The organism is Pseudomonas sp. 34 E 7 (genome assembly GCF_900005715.1).
GTDB classification, from domain to species: Bacteria; Pseudomonadota; Gammaproteobacteria; order Pseudomonadales; family Pseudomonadaceae; genus Aquipseudomonas; species Aquipseudomonas orientalis_A.
This window is the reverse complement of record NZ_CVTX01000082.1, coordinates 81,365-102,339: the sequence shown is the minus strand read 5'-3', so window position 1 is coordinate 102,339 and position 20,975 is coordinate 81,365. Positions and strand designations below refer to the sequence as shown.

The 20,975-nt window shown below is 54.4% G+C and carries 20 protein-coding genes and 2 pseudogenes; 7 read left to right on the top strand and 15 right to left on the bottom strand.

Going from position 1 to position 20,975, the window contains the following annotated elements:
- Nucleotides 1–83 precede the first annotated feature (83 nt).
- The 13 genes and pseudogenes from BFP96_RS04415 to BFP96_RS04360 form a co-directional block, all read right to left on the bottom strand.
- Nucleotides 84–588: pseudogene (locus BFP96_RS04415) on the bottom strand (transposase); the annotation flags it as partial.
- 85 nt (nucleotides 589–673) lie between these two features.
- Nucleotides 674–1,333 (bottom strand): DsbA family protein, encoded by a 660-nt coding sequence (locus BFP96_RS04410; RefSeq protein ID WP_065935696.1) that lies wholly within the window; start codon nucleotides 1,331–1,333, stop codon nucleotides 674–676.
- Complete coding sequence (locus BFP96_RS04405; protein WP_065935695.1) at nucleotides 1,330–1,626, bottom strand: hypothetical protein; 297 nt, start codon at nucleotides 1,624–1,626, stop codon at nucleotides 1,330–1,332. The genes BFP96_RS04410 and BFP96_RS04405 overlap by 4 nt, the downstream gene beginning before the upstream one ends.
- 23 nt (nucleotides 1,627–1,649) lie before the next feature.
- Complete coding sequence (locus BFP96_RS04400) at nucleotides 1,650–4,586, bottom strand: conjugative transfer ATPase (protein WP_065935694.1); 2,937 nt, start codon at nucleotides 4,584–4,586, stop codon at nucleotides 1,650–1,652.
- Nucleotides 4,586–5,014: a TIGR03751 family conjugal transfer lipoprotein gene (locus BFP96_RS04395; RefSeq protein WP_065935762.1), complete on the bottom strand. Its 429-nt coding sequence runs from the start codon at nucleotides 5,012–5,014 to the stop codon at nucleotides 4,586–4,588. Before BFP96_RS04395 ends, BFP96_RS04400 begins: the two co-directional genes overlap by 1 nt.
- Nucleotides 4,992–6,482: a TIGR03752 family integrating conjugative element protein gene (locus BFP96_RS04390; RefSeq protein ID WP_065935763.1), complete on the bottom strand. Its 1,491-nt coding sequence runs from the start codon at nucleotides 6,480–6,482 to the stop codon at nucleotides 4,992–4,994. The genes BFP96_RS04395 and BFP96_RS04390 overlap by 23 nt, the downstream gene beginning before the upstream one ends.
- Nucleotides 6,472–7,374, bottom strand: a complete 903-nt coding sequence (locus BFP96_RS04385) for a TIGR03749 family integrating conjugative element protein (protein WP_065935693.1) — start codon at nucleotides 7,372–7,374, stop codon at nucleotides 6,472–6,474. The genes BFP96_RS04390 and BFP96_RS04385 overlap by 11 nt, the downstream gene beginning before the upstream one ends.
- Nucleotides 7,374–8,027, bottom strand: a complete 654-nt coding sequence (locus BFP96_RS04380; protein ID WP_065935692.1) for a PFL_4703 family integrating conjugative element protein — start codon at nucleotides 8,025–8,027, stop codon at nucleotides 7,374–7,376. The genes BFP96_RS04385 and BFP96_RS04380 overlap by 1 nt, the downstream gene beginning before the upstream one ends.
- The gene (locus BFP96_RS04375) at nucleotides 8,024–8,404 is read right to left on the bottom strand and encodes a TIGR03750 family conjugal transfer protein (RefSeq protein WP_065935691.1); all 381 of its coding nucleotides are present in this window, start codon (nucleotides 8,402–8,404) and stop codon (nucleotides 8,024–8,026) included. Before BFP96_RS04375 ends, BFP96_RS04380 begins: the two co-directional genes overlap by 4 nt.
- Nucleotides 8,405–8,416: 12 nt before the next feature.
- Nucleotides 8,417–8,755 (bottom strand): TIGR03745 family integrating conjugative element membrane protein, encoded by a 339-nt coding sequence (locus BFP96_RS04370; protein ID WP_065935690.1) that lies wholly within the window; start codon nucleotides 8,753–8,755, stop codon nucleotides 8,417–8,419.
- An 18-nt stretch (nucleotides 8,756–8,773) separates the two neighbouring features.
- The gene (locus BFP96_RS04365; RefSeq protein ID WP_032877922.1) at nucleotides 8,774–9,013 is read right to left on the bottom strand and encodes a TIGR03758 family integrating conjugative element protein; all 240 of its coding nucleotides are present in this window, start codon (nucleotides 9,011–9,013) and stop codon (nucleotides 8,774–8,776) included.
- Entirely contained in the window at nucleotides 9,010–9,324 is a 315-nt protein-coding gene (locus BFP96_RS28790; RefSeq protein ID WP_242522257.1) for an integrative conjugative element protein, RAQPRD family, read from the bottom strand. The genes BFP96_RS04365 and BFP96_RS28790 overlap by 4 nt, the downstream gene beginning before the upstream one ends.
- 151 nt (nucleotides 9,325–9,475) lie before the next feature.
- Nucleotides 9,476–9,787: a hypothetical protein gene (locus BFP96_RS04360; protein ID WP_065935689.1), complete on the bottom strand. Its 312-nt coding sequence runs from the start codon at nucleotides 9,785–9,787 to the stop codon at nucleotides 9,476–9,478.
- A 160-nt stretch (nucleotides 9,788–9,947) separates the two neighbouring features.
- Here BFP96_RS04360 and BFP96_RS30055 point away from each other — a divergent pair, with 160 nt between their 5' ends.
- The 4 genes and pseudogenes from BFP96_RS30055 (at nucleotide 9,948) to BFP96_RS04350 (ending at nucleotide 12,883) form a co-directional block, all read left to right on the top strand.
- Nucleotides 9,948–10,265, top strand: a complete 318-nt coding sequence (locus tag BFP96_RS30055) for a hypothetical protein (RefSeq protein ID WP_130138594.1) — start codon at nucleotides 9,948–9,950, stop codon at nucleotides 10,263–10,265.
- Nucleotides 10,249–11,031, top strand: a pseudogene (locus BFP96_RS31680) (MCP four helix bundle domain-containing protein); the annotation flags it as partial. The gene BFP96_RS30055 and the pseudogene BFP96_RS31680, both read left to right, overlap by 17 nt.
- Nucleotides 11,023–11,886 carry a methyl-accepting chemotaxis protein gene (locus BFP96_RS31675; protein ID WP_371914762.1) on the top strand — a complete coding sequence of 288 codons (864 nt, stop codon included), beginning with the start codon at nucleotides 11,023–11,025 and terminating at the stop codon, nucleotides 11,884–11,886. The pseudogene BFP96_RS31680 and the gene BFP96_RS31675, both read left to right, overlap by 9 nt.
- 376 nt (nucleotides 11,887–12,262) lie before the next feature.
- A complete protein-coding gene (locus BFP96_RS04350; protein WP_065935688.1) occupies nucleotides 12,263–12,883 on the top strand; it encodes a tyrosine-type recombinase/integrase in 621 nt (206 codons plus the stop codon).
- A gap of 104 nt (nucleotides 12,884–12,987) precedes the next feature.
- On the opposite strand, the gene BFP96_RS04345 is transcribed toward BFP96_RS04350, so the two are convergent.
- The gene (locus BFP96_RS04345) at nucleotides 12,988–14,196 is read right to left on the bottom strand and encodes a hypothetical protein (RefSeq protein WP_065935687.1); all 1,209 of its coding nucleotides are present in this window, start codon (nucleotides 14,194–14,196) and stop codon (nucleotides 12,988–12,990) included.
- A gap of 574 nt (nucleotides 14,197–14,770) precedes the next feature.
- Nucleotides 14,771–15,793 carry an AraC family transcriptional regulator gene (locus BFP96_RS04340; RefSeq protein ID WP_043205926.1) on the bottom strand — a complete coding sequence of 341 codons (1,023 nt, stop codon included), beginning with the start codon at nucleotides 15,791–15,793 and terminating at the stop codon, nucleotides 14,771–14,773.
- A 209-nt stretch (nucleotides 15,794–16,002) separates the two neighbouring features.
- On the opposite strand from BFP96_RS04340, the gene BFP96_RS04335 reads away from it, so the two are divergent.
- The 3 genes from BFP96_RS04335 to BFP96_RS04325 are packed head-to-tail and all read left to right on the top strand — an operon-like array spanning nucleotide 16,003 to nucleotide 20,925.
- On the top strand, nucleotides 16,003–17,664 hold the full coding sequence (locus BFP96_RS04335) for a GMC family oxidoreductase (protein ID WP_065935686.1): 1,662 nt from the start codon (nucleotides 16,003–16,005) through the stop codon (nucleotides 17,662–17,664).
- Complete coding sequence (locus BFP96_RS04330) at nucleotides 17,651–20,083, top strand: flavin-containing monooxygenase (protein WP_043205928.1); 2,433 nt, start codon at nucleotides 17,651–17,653, stop codon at nucleotides 20,081–20,083. Before BFP96_RS04335 ends, BFP96_RS04330 begins: the two co-directional genes overlap by 14 nt.
- The gene (locus tag BFP96_RS04325; RefSeq protein ID WP_015371099.1) at nucleotides 20,080–20,925 is read left to right on the top strand and encodes an SDR family NAD(P)-dependent oxidoreductase; all 846 of its coding nucleotides are present in this window, start codon (nucleotides 20,080–20,082) and stop codon (nucleotides 20,923–20,925) included. The genes BFP96_RS04330 and BFP96_RS04325 overlap by 4 nt, the downstream gene beginning before the upstream one ends.
- Nucleotides 20,926–20,975 lie beyond the last annotated feature (50 nt).

Here is a 20,975-nt window from a genome sequence, read left to right as displayed (position 1 = left end):
CAGAGCGTCTTTTGTAAAGGTCCGTCGGCACTCATTTGCCAACTGAACCAATGATATGCGTCCGCGCATCACGCCTTGGGTAATTAAACCGGCTGCCAGTTATGCGGCAACAACTGATCAATCTCGCTCGCTCGCCCGCTGCGTCGGCAGGCGCGTGAGAACATCTGTTAAATAGGTGTACGAGTCATGACCATTGACCCGCGCAGACTGGATCAAGCTCACGATCGCCGCCGCCGCCAGCTTGCCGCTGCGTAGGGACCCCGCAAACAAGCAGTTCGACCGCCCAAGCGCCCACGGCCGGATCAAGTTCTCGATCTGGCTATTGTCGACGACCACAGCACTATCTTCCAGGTAGCGCGTCAGCGCTACCCAGCGTTTGAGGCTGTAATGCAGAGCTTTGGCCGTGGCCGAACCTTCGGGCACAAGTTCACGCTGAGCCAACATCCACTCATGCAGCTTTTCAGCAATGGGCGCGGATGTTTCCTGGTGTAATCGCCAGCGATCTTCCTCGCTCATTTCCTTGGCGTTTCGCTCGACTTCATACAGGCCGCCAATCGAGTGAAGTACCTGCTCTGCCAACAGGCTTTTTAGCCTGGTCGTCACCGAGTGCCGGCGTCTTGTCATCGTTGAATCGACTCATGTGGCACATTCGTCTGGAGTAAAGATCTGTGATTTAACGGTCGACTTTTTCAGAGTGCTGCTGCTTTTTCTGAGCTAGCCAATCAATAGCGGATAACAACAACACCCCATCACTTGGTCCCTCAAGCTTTATAGAGCGGCCTGTCGTGTTGTCTCTAATTATGACAGTAGGGGTCGCCGTAACCCCGGCTTTGATGGCCTCCTCGGCCTGCTGCACGACGTGCTGGGAGATCACCTTGTCGGTGGCTGCACAGGACAATAGGGTCTGGTTAGTAACACCAACAACGTTCAGATCCCCTTTGAAACCCTGACCGTTACTACTGGTGCGGTCTAAGATTTGGTCAATGGCTTGCCAAAATGCAGGCGCGCCACCAAGTACGCCCGCACATTCAGCTAGCTTGGCTTCGTGTACTGCTGCCGAACCGTGTACATCCAGGGGCAGGTGATGCCACTGCAGGTTTACATTCTTCTGTTGCTGTATCCAGGTTTTCAACGCAGGTGTGTACGTCTTGCAGTAGGGACACTCCAGGTCCGCGAACTCAGTCACAGTCCAGCGTGCTTCGGAAGGGCCAAACAACCACGGGCCTGTGTTGTGCTGGGCTGGTATCTCACTTCGAGTGAGGGCTAAGCAGGCCATCGATGTGCCTGCCAAAACGCACCCCAGCATCACCCAGTATTTGCGAAGGCCTGTCATGCCCGAGCCTCGGCTGGCTTCGATGAAAGCAGCGCTTGATTACGGAGGGCCTCAAGAAGAGCGCTCTCAGCATTTTCAGGTTGTGGATGCTGTCGCAGCCAGTTGGCTAACACCGCGTGAAGTTGGGACTCGATGTCACGACGATCCACCGCGCGAACCAAAACCTGTTGCAGTTGCTCTATCAGAACGGGGGCACATACCTCAAGGGTTTGAAGGGCATCTTCACCCGGTTGTTCAAGCAACTGGGTCAGACTTTCTATCAGGTTCTGGGTCAGGGAATTCAATGCTCTCATGCTTGGCGCTCCAAGGCCGTGACTTACTCGGGGAAAGTAATGATGTGAGGTTCGATACCGCGATAGCGGTCAAGCGTTGCAGCAACTTCAATGGCGGCATCGAGCTCGCTGCCGCCTTTGGCTTGCATGATGTCGAAGCGTTGCTTTTTCTCTTCCGGCTCGGTCATGGCGAGGGCCAGGTACAAACTCGGTGGTACCGCCCGGAACAACATTTCCATGCTTTTGGACAACACGACGCCCTCGGTGAATTTGCCGCTTTCTTTACGCGCTGACAGCATCATCGACTTCTGTGCAGGAGTCAGTTCACGAAACCGCGCGATCTTCTCCACCTCATCAGGCGGCATGTTTAAGCACATCCACCATTCGATCATGTTGAGTAGGGCTGAGGCTTCTGGCGGCACGTCGTCAACGTTCTGGGTGGCCATCCAGAACCAGGCGCCGAGCTTTCGCCACATTTTGGTGATCTTGACGGAGTATGGGGATAAGAGTGGGACCTTCAGCTGGATGTGGCCTTCGTCGGTGAAGCAGATCAGCGGACGGCCTTTAAACTGATCACGCTCGGCAATGTTGTTAACCGTGTTGAGCAGGGAAATATAAGCGATGGCCATCTGTGCGCTATAGCCTTCTCGCGCATAGGTGGCCAGGTCGACAATGGTAATGTCCGCTTCTGGCCATGGGGTTCCAGGACGGTTGAACATGTCGCCTTCGGTGCCCATACAGAACATGGACAAGGCTTCCGCCATTTCCAAGAATCGTGTGCTTCGAGCGTCTGGGATACCCGGCTCGAGGCCCATTTCTCGCAACGCCTCACGGATATCTTCCGGCAAAACGATACGTTGCTCCGTCACGCATTTTTTCGCTGCATTCAGTATGCATTGACGGATGGCGCTACGGTCGGCACGAGTTAGGCGGGCATCCTCTTTTTCTTCACCACCGGTGATCATCAGCCTGGCCGCAATTTCCATCTCGCCCAGGATGTCGCGTTGTTCATCCTCGGTCTGGCTAGTCAGATGTTCGTCCGACGCCTCAAGATCATCAGCTTTGATAATCTTCACGTTTTGGCTGGGTTCGATGAGTTTCACGGCATCAGCGAATGGCGCGAGGCTGACACCCGATCCAGGGGCAAGTCGAACCCGGTTTACCGTCAACCCCAACTTTTTGGCGAAATCACCGAGTAAGCCGAAGCTGTTGCCAGCCTCCACAATGAACAAACGTGGCCGATAGATGGCAATGATTTGGCTAAGGATGTTTGTCGCGCTGGCCGATTTACCTGAACCCGTAGGCCCGAAAATGAACAAATGCGCGTTCATCTGCCGGTCCAGCTTGTTCAGCGGGTCGAAGGTTATCGGCGCTCCCCCACGGTTAAACAGGGTAATACCCGGGTGTCCGGTTCCGGTCGACCTACCCCAGACGGGAGCCAGGTTCGCAATGTGTTGGGCGAACATCAGTTGTGCGTACCACTCCAGTGCTTTGCGCGCATTGGGGTCGAAGTTGCCGGGTAGCCATCTAAGGTAGGAGTTCAGCGGTGCCACTTCATCCCGAGGCTCCACCGGCTCCATGCCCGCACCCAGCAATGCGCTGCTGAGTTGCAAGCTGCGTTCATGCAACTGGGCATCATCTTTACCCCGCAGGTAAAACGCTACGCTACCTCGGTACAGCTTGTGCTTGCGCCCGAGCAACTGACGGGCGGTGGCGACGTCTTCGCGTGTCAGGATCGAGGCCTGAGTGTCTCCAACCGCCTTGCGTGAAAGTTGTTCCAGATGCCCTTCGAGAATGTCCTGCGGGGTGATCACGAGAGTGATACAGAGAATGGTGTCCTCTGGCATTTTGTCGAACAGCGCGTTGAGGGCATCACCGCCCTTTCGGGTTTCACCGGTTAAGTGCCCGGTCTCGGGAGCATCCCGCAAGCGGTCAAGCATCACCACCTGATGGGGAAGGCCGTCGAAATACCATAGACCTTTCTCTATATCTGACAGTGGTTCGCGATAAAACAGGTTTTGCGAGAAGTCAGTGCCGCTGGCGAGCGGTAGCTCGCCCTCTGCAACAGCAGGTGCTTGCTTGCACACCAATTCGTAGAAGCGGCGAATATCCGCATCGGCAGGGCCAAGATGATCGGGACGTGGATTGAACCAATGAATCAGCCAATGGCGAATGGCGTGGCCATCCATTCGATGGGTTTTAATGCCGGCGTTCGCCAAGCCGCCCACCAAGCGATCACAGATGATTTTCAGGTAAGGACCTGGCGCCTGGCCTCGCACATCCGCTTGCGCGCCTTGGGTACGACGGTAGACAACAACACGGACGCGGCGCTGCTGGCCCCTCCAGGGCAGTTGGCTGACCTTGGTGTCTTCAAACAGCCCGCCTGGTTTGGAGATGGATTCCAGGTGTTGCTTCATCAGCTTCAAATAAAGCTCGGTGAATGCACTGCCTTGTGCGCGTGGTTGAACGTAGTCATGCAATTGCTGAAGGTAAACGTCCCAGCTGGTTTCGTCCTGGGCATAGAGCTGAACCACCCAGGGTGAGGTTTCAAGCTCGTCGAAGGAGTCCTGGAGGGCGTTTTCCAGGGCGTCGCGGGCCTTGCGTAACCATTCGGGATCCCGACCTTCGGTACCAATCGGTGTCAGCTCAAAAAAAGCAGCGCGTGACACGCCGTCTTCCAATAGCATGGCTTTTTCTGCAGGCAGGTAATCTACCCAGGGCAGTAGGTCTACGAAAGAGGGGTTGACGTCGTATAGACGGTCAGCATCAGCGGTTGTGGCTGGCTTTTTCTTTGGGTTACGCCAATCGCTCGGCGAGGGAATACCCATGGCAGCAAGGCGTTCGTAGTAACGCTCTGTCGCAGCCTCAAACGTCTCGATTGCTGGTCCCTGCACATCGTCAGATAACGGCGAACCTGGTGTTACGCCAGATTCCACGTGCTCTGTCGCCCGTCGCGTTTTGAATCGTTCAAAAAAACCCATCAATATGCCTCCGTGCGTTCGCCAGGCATGGCGTATTGCACCCGCTGATACAGCGGAAACACCGTGGTGTAGCCTGGGATCGGTGCCGGGTCTGAACCCGCTAAATGAGGAAAGACGTACATCACCAGGTCGGGATTGGGTAGGCGTTTAAATTGGCTGTAGATCTCGTTTTGTGCGGTACGTGTGAACATGGTGTTGTCTGTTTCCCTCGTCTCCAGAGGCCGACGAAGATCTTGGCGTGCATCGAGCAATTGGCGGCTGCTCGAGCTGTTTGAGCCGCTGGAACCTTGATCCCAAACGTCCATCATTGTGCGATCCCCATGGGGGAGTAATTCGTCTTTGTTGGTGGAGCAGGCCGAGGCGAGTAGGGCGATGGCCAGGTATGCACCTAGTTTTAAGCCATGATTAGTCAAGCGCAGTCGAGACATGACGGGCTCCTGAGCGATAGTTGACCTTGCGGCCATTGAGTTCGTAATCGATGGTCAGTTGCAGGTCCAGGTGCACAGCTATCTTTGCCCCGGGTTGTACATACACCGCTGCGAAGGCTTGCCCGTAGAGTTTGTTGACCCAACTGGAGACGTCATTGACGCCCTGGCCAATGATTTTGCCCATGGCTTCACTGCCCGAGCCGCCGACAGAACCGATGGTCCCGGACTGAGGGTTTATAAAAGAGCCGCTGTTTCCATCTGACTTGATGAGGGAGGCAGCACCTGCGCCGGCGGCGGTAATCAGTACCTGCGAGCCAATGTATTGCGAGGCGTTGCTTTTGCGATCGCCACTGATACAAGGAATGCCATAGGCATCGCTTATCCAGCCCAGGCCACCCTGAATGGTGGTTTGGTTGCCATTGTTCTGGTTGTTACTATTTTGACTGCTATTCATTTCTTCTTGAGGTTGTGGCAGCGTGCGCACAGTGCCGTCATTGAAGACGAACGTCAGGCTTTTTATCTGACCGCGTACGCAAGACAGGGTCCAATCGCCGGAAGCCGTTCCGCTGGCCACCGCGCCGGCGACGTCGGGCAAGTCGATGCCGTTGGCCGTGAGATTGTCCGGCCCAATCAATATCTTGAACGGGTAGGGGTCGTTGACAGTGCCGTCAATGGGCACCCGGCCGATCAGCGCGGACATGGCCACCGAACCCATCAATGTCGAGTTCTGCGGCAAGGTATAGACCTTACGCAACTGTTTGCGGGCCTCCTGTGGCGAGATTTCATTCGCAACACTTTGAGCGCCCGTGCGCAGTGCATTTTGTCCTCGGTCCACGGACTCGCCAAAAGAGGTCGGGAAGTTAAAGCCGCTTGCCGTTTGATTTGACCCAGCAGCGATGGGCTTGCCGTTGACATCGACCGGCGTTGCGTCCTGCGGCTCTATCCAAACAACGTCCGCGCCAGGTCCGCCTTTGAAGCCTTGACCGTCACCTGGCTGAACACCGAAGCCGATCGGCAAATCAGATCCAGACTCATTGCCACTTCCCGATTTGCTGCTCAGGGTATTGTACTGCTGCTGCAGTGTGTCCAAGAGGGTTTGGCTCTGTTGTTGCGCCTCCTGCTTCATCGTTTGCTGAACGTTCTGCAGTTTGTTATCGACGTTGAGGTCGATGTTCTGCAGGCGTTTTTGCAGCTCGATGTTCTGTTGCTTTAGCTCGTCATTGTTCTTCAAAGCATTGGAGACTTGGTCCTTGAGTTGTCTGCTTTCCACGACAATGGTGCGTAATGTGTCGCTGGGTGTATCTCCGTCAACCCCAAGCTTTTTAGCCTCCTTCGTACTAAGTACAACCGTTTCCGGTGCATGAACCTGTTGATCGGCACTTTCGCGATTGAATAATTTAACCACTACGTATAGCGCCAGGATCGCGAACGGTATGACCAGGTATTTAACAAGTGGATTACTCTTCACGACGACCACCCTTCGGATCGATCTGGCTGATGGCGGCCGGCAATAACGATTCGGCTAGACCATGGCCACGGGTCACCAGGTAGACCGTCGAGGTGTCGCTGGAATCACCTTTGGCGCCAAGGTAGGGATGCTGAAAAGTCGCGGTGACAAAGTCACCCATCAGGTCACGCGGATCCAATGTGAGGTCTTGGGCGCTTGTGTTACGTAGCTTCACCGCCGTGACCCAATACTCGTCTAACCGCCACGACCCCAACGCAGAGGCTTCGACCGGCAATGTCGGCAGTAGGGTGGCGAGGTCCAAACCGTGCTTCAGATTGATCTGAGCAATCCCCTCCACGGGCTCAACGGTGCGTAGTGGCGCGTAAAGCATCTGTGCGGCATAGCGCGTCATGACCACCGGAAGTGGGGTCTCACGACGCGGTTTCGGCGCGTCCTCATCCTCCTCGGCTTGAGCGCTGGCTTGGGCCGTGGAAGAAGTTGCATGGTTGCTTGTAGGTTTGGCGTTGACTTGGCCGTAACGCGGGGCGGGAATGTCCCCGGCTACAATTTTAGCCGGCTCGGATGCGACCTGATTCGGTTTCCCTACCGTTGCGATGATATCCACGAGCATGATCTCACCGGAGTTCATGTTCTGCAGCTGTAAGCGAGTCGGTTCAATCGGCTCTTTCGCCAACAGGTAGAGGGCACCACCGGTGCTCTGCACGCGCAGTTTGTCGACGAGGTTACGAGGCACACCCACCCGTACGTTTTGGTCCACAAAGACAATACGCTCCTGACCCACGATCAAGGGCAGTGCTATAGGGATACGATCCCAGCGCAGGATTTCGACGGCGTTGGCCAACCCGCAGAAGTTAAGGGCTAAGAGCCCGATGATCAGTAGGCGGCGTGTCATCATTTGCCTCCTGCTCTGGTCGTTTCTTCGGAGACTTCGATGCGTTGTGGATTACTGCTATAACAGTCCCAGGCCAGGCCGAAGGGGTTTTTTTCGGGATCGACGTCGAATCGGATAATTCTTAACGGATAGCGAGCTAAAGCCCGCTTTACGCGCTCCCCGCCGTAGTGCTCGTCAGCGGTGATATCCAGGTTGACGGTCCAGTCATTGATGCTGTGCTGTTCAATATGTTGCTCAGACTTATCGTCGAGGCCTCTGCCTGGAATTTCAAATACACCCCGCTCACGTTTGCGCAGTTCCCCGCTATTGCGGCGTAGCTCGAAATCTTTCTGTAAATAGGCTTTGCAACTGGGAGTTAGGTAGCTTTCCAAGCGGGTAATGTTGTCCTCGTAGTCGGTTTCACCGTCAACGGGCCAACGGTTCATCTGCTGAAAAATGTACAGCCCAAAGGCGTATACCGTCTCCGGTGGAATATCCCACCACTTGCGGGTGCTACCTGAACGCAGATCTGGAGGCACATGAACAGTCAGGTCACGCGGTGCGCTCTGCCAGCCATAAGCCATGTACAGACCCAGGGCAACAAGCAGGCCAATGACCATGCGCAGGCTGTTGATGTGGGCCAACTGGGCGTCTACTTTTTTACGGTAAGTCATTGAACCTCCGTTCGATGGCAGGTCCACGCACCTGAACGTGTGATCAGCAGGGCTTTGTTCCAGGTCGGAAAAAACCGTGCGATGTTCAATTGCATTTGGCGGTATAGCCATGTATCAGGCCTGCCGCGTTTCCACCGACGCAAGAAACGACTGGCAAGAAACAGCCCAAGGACTGCAAAGAGCATGGCTGCGCCGATGATAAGTGCCCAAATCTGGGTCAATATCGCGGCCGGAATTCCGATCAACAGCCCTGCGCCGGTACTTAACGCCAAGGTGGCCCACATTTCATCAGCGGTAAGGCCGCCCATGATGACTGGCTGATTGTTCAATCGCACTGGAAGGAAAATCAGGGTCCCATCGTCTGAGAGTTCTGTCATGGCCACGGCTCTTTAAAGAATATTTGTAGCCTTGGTGACCAGAAAAATAGCGACACCGAGGATGGCGACACCGACTGCGGCCGTCGCCCCCAGATCTCCCCATTTCTTCTTGCCAAGTTGAATTTCGTGGTAGGTGCCGAAGGCATGCCAAGCAACACCACTGAAAATGACGGCGCAGATAATGAGGCCAAGCAAAGAAAAACCGTCAAAGGCGTAGTTCTGCATGGTTTGCATCAGGTTAGAGCCTTCCCCCCGGGTAGGAGGCTGAGATTGCGGAAGAGCCGCCATGGCCAGTTGGGGGAGAGCAAGCAACCCGATCAGCATGCGGCCCGGTTTTAATAATGAAGTCATGGTGTATCTCCCATAGGGTCAACTAAGAACAAATGTGGTGAGGATCATGCAAAGCAGCAGGATGCGGACGACCGAGGTCGAGGCAATCGTTCGATCAAGGTTGCCAGTGGCCCATCCTCGGTAGCAGCTCCAGATAGCCCAGGCGCCCCACATAAAGATGATGGCTACAGCGACGCCGACGAAAAACAGGTAGCTCGTCGAGGCAGGGAACCCTCCCGCCGCTTGAAACGCAGCAGCCTGAGCGCCGCTCATGCTCATGGCTTGCGTCCTTCTGTCGTGTATTGGCCTGACAGCTCAACAGGATCACGAGGCTGGGCTCGGGATGGGGTTAGATAGCCCTCCAACCCATGACGAATTCGGGCGATATCACCTGCTAGGCGCTGGTAATCGAAGAAGTAACGCTTGCCAGGTTCGTCGGCCACTTGAGCGCTACGACGTGCGGTGTCCTCCAAGGCATTTAACTGGCGGATCATCACGTCCAAGTTGGCCTGTTCAGAGGCTGAAGCAGCGGCCGCATGAGAGACAGGCAGACTGCATCCGATAATTACGATGAGACCTGGCAAGGCAATTCGGCGAGTGAGTGCAGTGAGACGCGGGTACTGGATCACGGCTGGGCTCTAGTCATTCCTGATGCCGTCAGCTTGCCGTGATCAAGCTATGGTCGCCGCAAGAAAACCATATTCAGGACTGTAAGGATTTCTTCTGGCGGTACTGACACCATCAATCACAGCGGATAGGGCGTTTGAAGAACAGCAGATACCCGATGGGCAAGGCGAATCCGTAAGCCCAGCCTTGGGCGTTTTGATTGCCAACCTTGACTTCTCCTTTGACCACGGGCTGCACGCTGACCAGCTCCCAGCCTTTGCTGCCTAATTGAGCAAGGCGGCTTTGACGTTCAGAATCTTCCAGAAAACCCTGGGTGTCGGGTTCAGTGGTGGGCTCTTCGGACTTGAACATGAAGAGCTTTTTGGTTCTGACAACGTACTGAAAGGGAGAGAACTCAGTGTGGTATTCAAATTTCTGACGGCCCATAGTGACAACCCACTGTAGAGAGGTACCAGGATTTCAATAATGAGTGCGTGCCAGCAATCTAAAATAGTTTGTTGCTAAGCGCGTGATTTCTGAGGTTTGGCTGGAGAGATCCGATTGCAGCCCGTAACGAACGGCAGAAATCGGCCAAAAGCAGACGTTCATGAGCGACGACTTCCGACCCTTTACGGCCGTTGAAGTAGGCAATCACCTGGATTACATTCGCTTAAAAATCTGGGTTAAATTATTTAAACCCTGTCATTTATGCATGCGCTATCGACTCGATAGAAATTCTATTGTGTTGTCTCGCTCAGCTTTTGATTATTATAAAAACCCAGCCTCCACCTTAAAAAACATTATTTACCAGGACCATAAAATAAAAATTATAGTTATGGTTTTTTCTTCAGATACAGTAATTGCACCAACCCTGCTTGGACAACCAATTAATAATTTTCGAGAACTTTATGGACGCATTACGTAGAACCAGGCTTTCCTCACGACTAATTTCTGCATTTTTAGTGTGCGCAATGATCACCTTAGGAGTGGGATTCTTAGGCTATTCAGGTATCACTAAGCAAAAAGAAGCAATAGAAGGCATTGTGAGTAATAATTTAATTTCTGTTTATAATACAGCTAATGCCCGAGCAAGTGTTTTTTCGTATTCCAGGTCTTTACACGCTGCTCTACTCTATAAGTACGCAAAAGAAGATCTTAAATTCGACGCTGCTGTTCAATCCATGTCTGAAAACGAGAAAGAGGCTGACCGACTTTTCAAGGAGTACCGACAGACTTCTCTCGCTGATGACGAGCGTGCGGCAGGTGATCAGTTCGAAAAGAACTGGCCAGCCTATTTGCAGAATGCACGCACAGTAATCGAATTAGCTAAAGCAGGTGATATTGATGGCGCTACTAAGTTTTTCCAGGAGAAAGTCTCGCCGGCATTCAAGGGAGTCAGTGATAATCTTCAAGTTATTATTGCTTCCAACTATCGCCAAAGCGGTGAGGTAGCAGATGCAGCAAAGGCAGAGACAACAAGTGCTTACTGGATATTGGGTATAGGAGTAATAATTGCCTTCCTAGCAGCCATCGCTTTGGGACTGATTATCACACGTTCGATCACTCGACCTCTATCCATCGCGTTACGAAGCGCTGAAGAAGTGGCTGATGGTGACCTTTCTAAACAAATTGTAATCAGTGGACGAGATGAAGTCAGTGTACTGCTGAGCGCACTCGATAAAATGCAGAATAACCTACGAACTACGGTAAGCGAAATTGGCAGCGCTGCTGACCAATTGGCCTCTGCATCTGAAGAACTAAACGCGGTTACTGAAGAAAGCTCACGCGGCTTGACGCGGCAGAATGATGAGATTCAGCAAGCTGCGACGGCGGTGAACGAAATGACTGCGGCGGTGGATGAAGTAGCCAGAAATGCGGCGGGGGCCTCTGAAGCCTCAGAGCAAACTAGCCGCAATGCGGTAGAAGGTCGTGATCAGGTACGCAGAGCTGTTAATTCAGTTGGATTGATGGCGGATGAGATTTCAAATTCAACTGCCAAGGTTGAGGTGCTTGCCACCCGCATCAACGAGATCACTAAAGTTCTTGATGTGATCAGAGCCATTGCCGAGCAGACTAACCTCTTGGCCTTGAACGCAGCCATCGAAGCGGCCAGGGCGGGGGAGCAAGGGCGTGGGTTCGCTGTTGTAGCGGATGAGGTGCGCGCGCTTGCCCATCGGACCCAAGCATCGACGGCGGACATCGAGTCGATGATGCAACAGGTGCGTTCTGGAGCTGATGAAGCCGTTTTCGCGATGAATAAAAGTAAAGAGCTGGCAGCCGATACGCGGGCGCAGTCCGTTGAGGCTGGCCAGGCTCTTGACCGAATAACTGAGGGTGTTTCTACCATCAGTGAAAGGAACCTTGTAATCGCAAGTGCCGCTGAAGAACAGGCGCAGGTTGCACGTGAGGTTGATCGTAACTTGGTCAACATTCAGGATCTTTCCACACAAACTGCAGCCGGAGCACATCAAACCAATGCCTCTAGCTACGAACTGTCGCGTTTGGCTACATCGTTTGGCGTGTTAATCAGTCGCTTTAAAGTTTGAGTAATGAGCGGTCCTTTCTGTTCCGTACATACTCGTATCGGATAAGCCCCACTAACCGGTAAATTGCTGCCTGTCGTAAAGGGCCGGTAGCGGTCGCTTGCATGCGTCCGCTTATGGCCCAGAGTGTGTAAGACACGTTTGGCCAAAATTGAAGTGTACGCGTCTACGTTAAATCTAAAATTTATCGGCACGTCAGTAGATGTGAATTTGGCGTAGAAGCGCGATTTACAGTCCGGTTTTGAGTACCTGTCGCGCTCAAAAGCGTTTTTACACAGCCTCGGCCGGCTGCTGCCGTTCAACAGAGGCAGCTTTTGGCCGGTTAGCGACCGTTGCTCTGATTAGTCATCCTTGTCCTTCACCACGTGGAGGACTTGTCGTGAACATCATCGCTACCTGCAGCCGTCAGCCCTGGAACAAAGGAAAACTGGTCGGGCAGAAAACCCCACTCCGACTGAGCGATATCTGGGCCATCCGAGTAAGGCTTCAAATTGCGGAAAGAACCCGAGATCTGGCTCTCTTCGATCTGGCCATCGACAGCAAGCTTCGAGCCTGCGACTTAACCAAGCTCCGCGTGCGCGATGTCGCTCATGGCGAGCACGTATCATCACGAGCCATGGTGATGCAGCAGAAAACGCAGCGGCCTGTGCAGTTTGAGATCACTGAGCAAACACGGTCTGCTCTCGCGGCCTGGATACACCGGGCCCAGCTACACAGCGAGGACTGCCTTTTTCCTAGCCGGCTGCATACTTCAGACCATCTATCTACTCGTCAATACGCTCGTATCGTCAAAGGCTGGGTTAAAGCCGTAGGCCTTGATCCTGCGATGTATGGCACACACACAATGAGACGTACGAAAGCATCACTGATCTATCGCAGGACGAAGAACCTGCGGGCGGTTCAGTTGCTGCTCGGACATACAAAACTGGAGAGCACTGTGCGATACCTGGGGATTGAGGTCGATGACGCCCTGGAAATGGCGGAACAGACTGAGGTTTGACCATGTATAGCGACGGTCGAAGTCAGACCGTCGCGAACCGGCCAAAAACAGACGCTCACGAGCGTCCCTTTTCGACCCAAACCTAGCCCATATGCTTCTCAGCCCTACAGAGAAACGCGCTTACCCATGTACGTCAGACCTTCTGGCGAGCCGACAACTTTAAGTGCATTTTTGTAGCCATAGAACTGGCCTGGCTGCTTTCCATCAGGAATCCCGTCAAGACCATTAACTACTGCCGTGTTGCCACCGAACGACAAAAATCGGGGGGCATAAGGCGATGCCCCGTCTGATACATAAAGTATCGGAGTTGGATTTTCGCGAGGTTGACACCAAGAATAATATGAGTGAACAACGCCAGCTAGTACCTCACTGGCTGGGTCGTTTCTTGAGAAGAGGACAACGTACGGGCGCCAACTGCTCTCATGTTCACAAGAAACACCAAGTGAGAAGTTACGCTCTGCTAGCTCGCCAATCAGATGTAGCAAAACTTTGGCTGTATCCTCATCCAGCTTTTCGGGGAAGGAAGCCATTTTAGCATTGTCGTCTATCCATAAAGGCCACCCGCAACCATAGACCAGTTGATATGCCGCCTCTTTTACCGAGTAGAACGGAATGGCATCAAAGTTCTTTGATTGGGTTACCTGTCTGCGCGACTTGGCATTTTCAAAAGCGCTCGTTTCTAGAGATATTGCCCAGTCAGTCCGTTGCAGCTTTGACTGAATCTCGAGGTCAAAAGCATTCAGAATTGCCAAAACCCAGCATCTGGACCCTGTGCATAGCGATACAGGAAGATTTTTTTCTCGCAAATCCAGTGAGCGGAACCCTTCAAAGATTTCGTCGAACCCTAGCGCCTTAACCCCGTCGTAAACCAGGGTTTCCTGAACTGATTCTGCCTGTGTTTCTACCAGGATTAGGCCCGGCAACTTTCGTGTACTCATTTCCTCAAACAGTAATGTCAGGGCTGGAACAATAGAGTGTCGTTGATTGCCAGTGAACACCACAGGGCCGTTCTCTGAGTACTCAAGGCCAAGCTGGTACAGGGCACTCAATGCTGCTTGATGGTTATCGCTTCGCCCAAGAATCGTCCAGAACGGTGCGTTCTTATCCAGTCCCAACCGTCGAGAGATATTTTCAACATCGGTAAGTGAGCGGAATCCGCGAGATACCGCTACGGCGTGCTGGCAGACCTTGAGTGGATACTCGGTACCAAAAACCAGCTGGGAGTTTTTTTGGAGACGCTTGGCATCACGCTTCAATGCCGAGACGTTACGAACAACGGACGCAGTAAGACTGCGAATTAGAGAAAACGCCATTTTTTAGCCTTTGATGCCTACTTGGGCACCTTACGGTCAGAAAAATCGGCCCGCATAGAAATGGGACTTTCATACAGGGGCCATTAGTACAAAAGTGCGTCCCTCTCAGGTTTCAATGCGCCGCACCAGCGCAGTTGTGACGGTAGCTCAAAACTTTCTCAATTTGCAAGGTAAAGCCATGCGTGAGAGTCACCTTCGGATTTTGACGGCTTTTGGTGAACGCTCTTGGCCGGCTGCCACCTGTCGTGAGCAGCAGAGACTGGCCGAACTCTGCCGGTGCTGATCGGCAGCTAAGGGTCGATAGCTGCCGGTGACGACTGGCAGTCATCGGCCAAAAGCATCCGGTCAGTCTGGTCCTAGCTGAGGAAGCTGACGCTTGGATCTGTCTATACAGCCATGGGCAGTTCATTATTTTGAGGGGGCCGAGCTTAAGTTTTGTGCAGCGGTGTGCCCAAAAGGTACTTTCAGCGGTTGGTATACCAATAGTTTATAAAACCAAAGTCTTCAACAAAATCGGTCAGAAGTGGGTATTCACTCTCGTGAAAGCGCTCTGGGGTGTTTACAGTTCGTCTGTCTAATAATTACCAAAGTTATTTTTTTGCTGTGAAAACTGACTTGGCGATATGCCATGCCAGCGCTTGAATGCCTGGGAGAAACTTGACAGGTCGCTGAAACCTAAGCGTTCAGCGATCTCAGTCAGGTTGTGACCGTCCTTCAGCAGATTGATGGCGTTGCGACTGCGGACGTCGGCGAGCAGTTTTCGGAATGTTGTCCCTTCCTCTTTTAATCTGCGTTTGAGTGTGCGCGGGCTCACATGTAGTAGTTCGGAAATGCTGGATAGATCGGGCATGCCATTATCCGGGGTGTTCAGGTAGTGCTGCACCAATGCCGTCATCCCGGCGTGTGCGATGCGACGTTGCATCAGTTGCGTGCACATCTGTTCGCACATCGAAACAGTCACCGCGTTGGCTTGAGGTAAAGGGAGACTGAGAAAAGAGCGATTAAAGGCCAAGCTGTTGCTATTAGCCGCGTACGAAGGGGCACACCCCAGCACTTTCACATTGTCAGGGATAGGCGGCGGCTGCTTGCTCAGGCAGAAGCGTGATAACGAGAAGTCATTGCCGCCCAGTTCCTTTAGCAACAGCGCAGCCGCTGACATGTCGCGGGTCAATAGAAATTCGCGTAGGTCCGGTGCTAATCCTAGAACGGCAAAGGTCAGCACTCCTTCATCGCCTTGTTCCTCATAGGCGACCACCGTGAACGCGTAGGTCAACGGCAAAAAGCGCAGCGCCAGGGCCAGCGCATCGCCGACGGTTGCACTGCTAATCAGACCGTAACCGAATAGGCCGTAGGTCGAGAAGTGATAGCGCGTGCCGACTTCGAAACCTAGCCCCGCAGCATGGCCTGATAAACGCAACAGGTTTTCGGCAACGCGCAGCTCCTGGTCGGCAGTTAACTCCAAATTCGGATCGGTCAATTGAGCCAACGTCAGTCCCGAGCCGAGCAAAATCTTTTCAGCCCGAAAACCTTTTTCATCGCCGAACTCAACCATCAGCAAGGTACTGGTCGGACCCCGAAGAAAATTCCTAAAGCTCATACCGAGGTGCCTTCGATGAAAACATTGGCCCAAATAATAAAGTAGTTGTCCCGTTGCAGCATTCGGATCTTTAACAAGGCGCGTCACCATTGAGTCGCACGGTTCGCCGTTCCAACAACAATAAAAGGTCACCGCAGCGCCTGGTCAAGCCAGGTCGCGCGTTTGCGAAGCCGCAAACGCCGCTCTGCCTTGCCCAAGGAATAACAACCATGAAAAAGACTTTCGATTTCATTGTCGTCGGCGGAGGTTCCGCTGGTTGCGTGGCGGCCGGACGGTTGTCCGAAGATCCGGACACCAGCGTCTGCTTGCTGGAAGCGGGAGGGGAGGGACGGTCCAGTCTGGTCCGTATTCCTGCTGCGACAGTGGCCATGGTACCGACCAAGGTGAACAACTGGGCCTTCGACACTGTTGCGCAGGCCGCGCTGCTAGGACGTACGGGGTATCAGCCGCGAGGCAAGACGTTGGGCGGCTCTTCGTCGATCAACGCCATGATTTACGTGCGTGGGCATCAGTGGGATTACGACCATTGGGCTTCTCTGGGCAATCCTGGCTGGGGGTACAAGGACGTCTTACCGTATTTCCTGCGCAGTGAGCATAACGAGCGCCTTGATGATGCCTGGCACGGCAGAGACGGGCCGCTATGGGTCAGCGATTTGCGCTCCGACAACCCCTTTCAGCAACGTTTTCTGGAGGCTGCCCGCGAGACCGGGTTGCCGCTCAACGACGACTTTAATGGGGCAGAGCAGGAGGGGGTCGGTGCCTATCAAGTCACGCAAAAACATGGCGAGCGCTACAGTGCGGCACGCGCTTATCTGCTGCCCCACATTGGCGTGCGCGATAACCTGAGCGTTGAAACCCGCGCCCAAGTGCAACGCATTCTGTTCGAAGGTACTCGTGCTGTGGGTGTGGAGGTGTTGCAACACGGACAGGTTTACGTCCTTCGAGCTCGGCGTGAAGTGATCCTTGCCGCAGGTGCGTTCCAGACCCCGCAGTTATTGATGCTCTCCGGCGTGGGGCCGAAGGTGGAGTTGCAGCGCCATGGCATCCCGTTGTTGCACGAACTGCCGGGGGTCGGGCAAAACCTGCAGGATCATCCGGATTTTGTCTTCGTCTACAAGACAAACAGCCTCGACGCCATGGGCGTTTCCCTGGGCGGCTGCCTGAAAATATTGAAGGAGATCTGGAGATTTCGCCAAGAGCGTCGCGGCATGCTCACCTCTAACTTCGCTGAAGGGGGAGCGTTTCTCAAAACCTGCGACACATTAGACAAACCGGATATCCAATTGCATTTTGTCGTTGCCCCGGTCGAAGACCATGCGCGTACCTTGCGCATGGGGCACGGGTTATCGTGCCACGTCTGTCTATTACGCCCGCGTAGTCGCGGCAGCGTTACGTTGGCGAGTAACGATCCACAAGCGGCACCGCTGATCGATCCGGCGTTTCTGAAAGATCCGCAGGATCTCGAAGACATGGTCGCGGCATTCAAACTCACCCGTCGTCTGATGCAGGCTCCTTCACTGGCCAAGTGGATCACACGGACCCTGTACACCGAAGGGGTCGAAACCGATGAGCAGATTCGCACTCTGCTGCGTGAGCGCACCGATAGCGTCTATCACCCCGTGGGCACGTGCCGAATGGGCGATGATCCATTGGCCGTGGTCGACGCTCAACTGCGCGTACACGGCTTGCAAGCTCTGCGCATCGTCGACGCATCAATTATGCCGACCCTGATTGGCGGCAACACCAATGCGCCTACGATCATGATCGCCGAGAAGGCCGTGGACTTGATTCGTGGTCTCCCGCAGACGCATTCGTCCGCCCGTTTCGAAAACTCCGTCGCTGCTAAAGAGGTGCCTCATGTCACAGCCTGAAGCGCAAGTCGATAATCAAGCGGACAAGCCCCTGAGCGCCATTATCATCGGTACGGGGTTTGCCGGCATAGGTATGGCCGTGGCCCTTCAAAAGGCAGGGGTGAAGGACTTTCTGATCCTGGAGAAGAAACTCGATGTTGGCGGCGTCTGGAGGGACAACAGTTACCCCGGTGCCGCGTGTGATGTGCCTTCGCATTTGTACTCGTTCTCGTTCGAACCGAACCCGGAATGGAGCCGGGTGTTCGCACCCCAGGCCGAAATTCATGCCTATCTGCGTCGTTGCACAGAGAAGTACGGGTTGCATCCCTCCATTCGTTTTGGCGCTGAAGTGTTGTCCGCTGAATTCGATGAAGCCAACTCGCTCTGGCGTGTGATTCTAAAAGACGGCCAGGTGCTGAGTGCTTCCCTGTTGATCAGTGGTACCGGCCAGCTCAGCCGTCCGGCATTCCCCGCGCTGTCGGGTATGGAGCGCTTCAAGGGCCATGTGTTCCATTCAGCGACCTGGGACCATGATTATCCGTTGGCCGGTAAGCGGGTGGCGGTGGTCGGTACCGGTGCGTCGGCGATTCAGTTCGTACCGGCGATTGCCGCAACTGTCGGGCACCTGAAAGTCTTCCAGCGTTCGCCGGCGCACCTGATGCCACGGCCGGACCGCGCCTACTCCGAAAGGGAAAAGTCGCTTTTTCTCAGAATGCCGGGGTTTATGCGCGCCTACCGCGCTCTAATCTATCTGCGCTACGAATCACGCGCGCTGGCCTTCACCCGTTTCAAAGGCCTGATGAAGTGGGCGGTGGGGGTCCCGTTTCGTCGATTACTGGCCGAGCAAGTGCGCGATCCGTCGTTGCGACAGAAGTTGACGCCGGATTATCCGTACGGCTGCAAACGTATTCTACTGTCCAGCGAGTACTTCAAGACCATGAGCCGGTCCAATGTGGAGCTGGTGACGCAGGGAATTGCGCGGGTCAACGAGAGCGGTATTGAGACCGTTGACGGTGAGCGACATGAGGTGGACGCGATCATCTACGGCACCGGTTTTGCGGCAACCAAGTTCCTGGCGCCGATGCGTATCGTCGGACGTGGGGGGGTGGACCTGAACTATGCCTGGCGCAATGGTACGCGTGCCTATCTTGGGTTGACTGTGCCCGAGTTTCCGAACTTCTTCATGTTGTACGGACCGAACACCAATTTGGGGCACAACTCAATCGTTTATATGCTGGAGAGTCAGATTTCTCATGTCATGCGTTGCTGGCGTATGCTCAAGGACACGGGTGCCAATACTGTCGAAGTTGATTCGAGCGTGTATCAACGCTTCCACAGGCGTACTCAGCAGCGCCTGGCCGCTACGGTATGGAGCGGCTGCAAAAGCTGGTACGTCGATGCCTCCGGTAATAACAGCACTAACTGGCCGGGTTTCACACTCAGCTATCGCGGGTTAACTCGTTTTTCAGGCTTGCACACCTATCGTTTCAGCCGTCCGTTCGACGGTGGTTCGACCATAGCAGCCCCCACGGGGCTAAAGGAAAAGCTGAGTGCTGGGTTCTTAAGGCTGTTTTTGCGCACCACATTCCGTTCACTGATCGGTCCGGGCTTGAGCGCTGCGGCGCAGCGTAAAGTGGTGCGCGTGTTGTCGGCATTGATGCCGGGTACGCAAGGTGTGTTTCAGTATCGTCAATTGGTCAATAACGTACCGGTGCAAGTAGTTGCTCCTAAGCAAGGCGAAAACGGTGGGGTGATCCTGTATTTGCACGGTGGGGCGTTTTGTGTGGGGTCGCCGCATACTCACTGGAGCATTACAAGCCGTCTTGCCAGGAGCTCGGGTATGTCGGTGTGGGTGGTTGATTATCGATTGGCACCGGAGAATCCGTGTCCTGCGGGGCTCGATGATGCGTTGCTCTGCTACGAGGCGCTGAGGGCTCAGGGCTATACACCCTCACGGATTTTCCTGGCGGGTGATTCAGCCGGAGCTTCGTTGGCGCTGTGCCTGGCGCTAAAACTACGCGACATATACGTTCGCTTTGCCGGCGCGCTGTTATTGATGTCGCCGATGGTCGACCCACGTCTTAGCGGCACCTCTATGTCCTCGCGCAAAAAGCAAGATCCGATGATCAGTCGAGGCTGGCTGGAGCAGGGGTTGAGGTGGTATGCCGGTGAGCTGATGGAGCAGCCGCTGCAGGTCAGCCTGAAAGGGCTACCGCCGATGATGGTTCAGGTCGGCGACGATGAGTTGCTGCTGTCCGACTCCACTCGCTTAGCCGAGCACGCCATCTGTAGCGGAGTCGATTGTCGTGTGGAGATCTACATGACGCGGTGGCACGTCTTTCAATTGCAAGCGTTCTACCTGCGTTCAGCGGCAAATGCGCTACAGGCCATAGGCAGTTTTGCGCAGGGGCAACTGCCCCGCTCAGGAGAGCAGCAATGAAACCCTACGTGCTCAACGGCCGCGTGGTGGCTATCACGGGCGGTGCCGGCGGCCTTGGGTTGGCTCTGGCCAAGGCGCTTCGCGCCAAAGGCGCCCGGATCGCGCTGCTTGACCTCGATGGCGCGGTTGTAGATGAGAAGGCTCGTGAGCTGGGCGGAACCGATGTCGCAGCTGGCTGGCAAGCAGATGTCTGTTCTCTGGATAGCGTCGAAACAGCCATGGCTTCGGTCGTTCAGCATTTTGGCGGAATCGATGTGGTGATTGCCGGCGCAGGCATCTACGTCGTCGACTCCATGGCCACTATGGAACCTCGTCTATTCGAGCGCCACACCGACATCAACCTCAATGGTGTCTTCCGTACGTTCCGTGCGGTGCTGCCTTACGTGAAGGAGCGTAAGGGCTATCTCATGGCGATCTCATCAATGGCTGCATTCATCCATGGCCCGCTCAGCGGTCACTATGCGGCTAGCAAGGCGGGGGTCTGGGCGCTGTGCGACAGTGTCCGACTTGAGGTACGTCATCTTGGGGTCGGCGTAGGATGCGTGCACCCGACATTTTTCAGGACCCCAATGATGGATGCTGTACAAGCTGATCCAGTCGGGAACAAGGTCTGGGGCGGAAACGAGAGGGGGCTATGGAAAATGATTGGACTCGATGATGTCATCGTCAGCATCGTCAAGGGTATCGAGCGTCGTTGTGACACTGTGATTATTCCCAAGCGCAATACTTTAGTTGCATGGTTGCCAGGCATATTTCGCCGTGTGGTCGAAGCAGTCGGCTTCAAGGATGCGGATATTGTCGAGACCATCCGACTCGCCCAGCAAGCACGCGGCGGAAAATAGGAAAGCTTAATTTCCTCTTGACCCCAACCAATATCTTGATACCAATGACT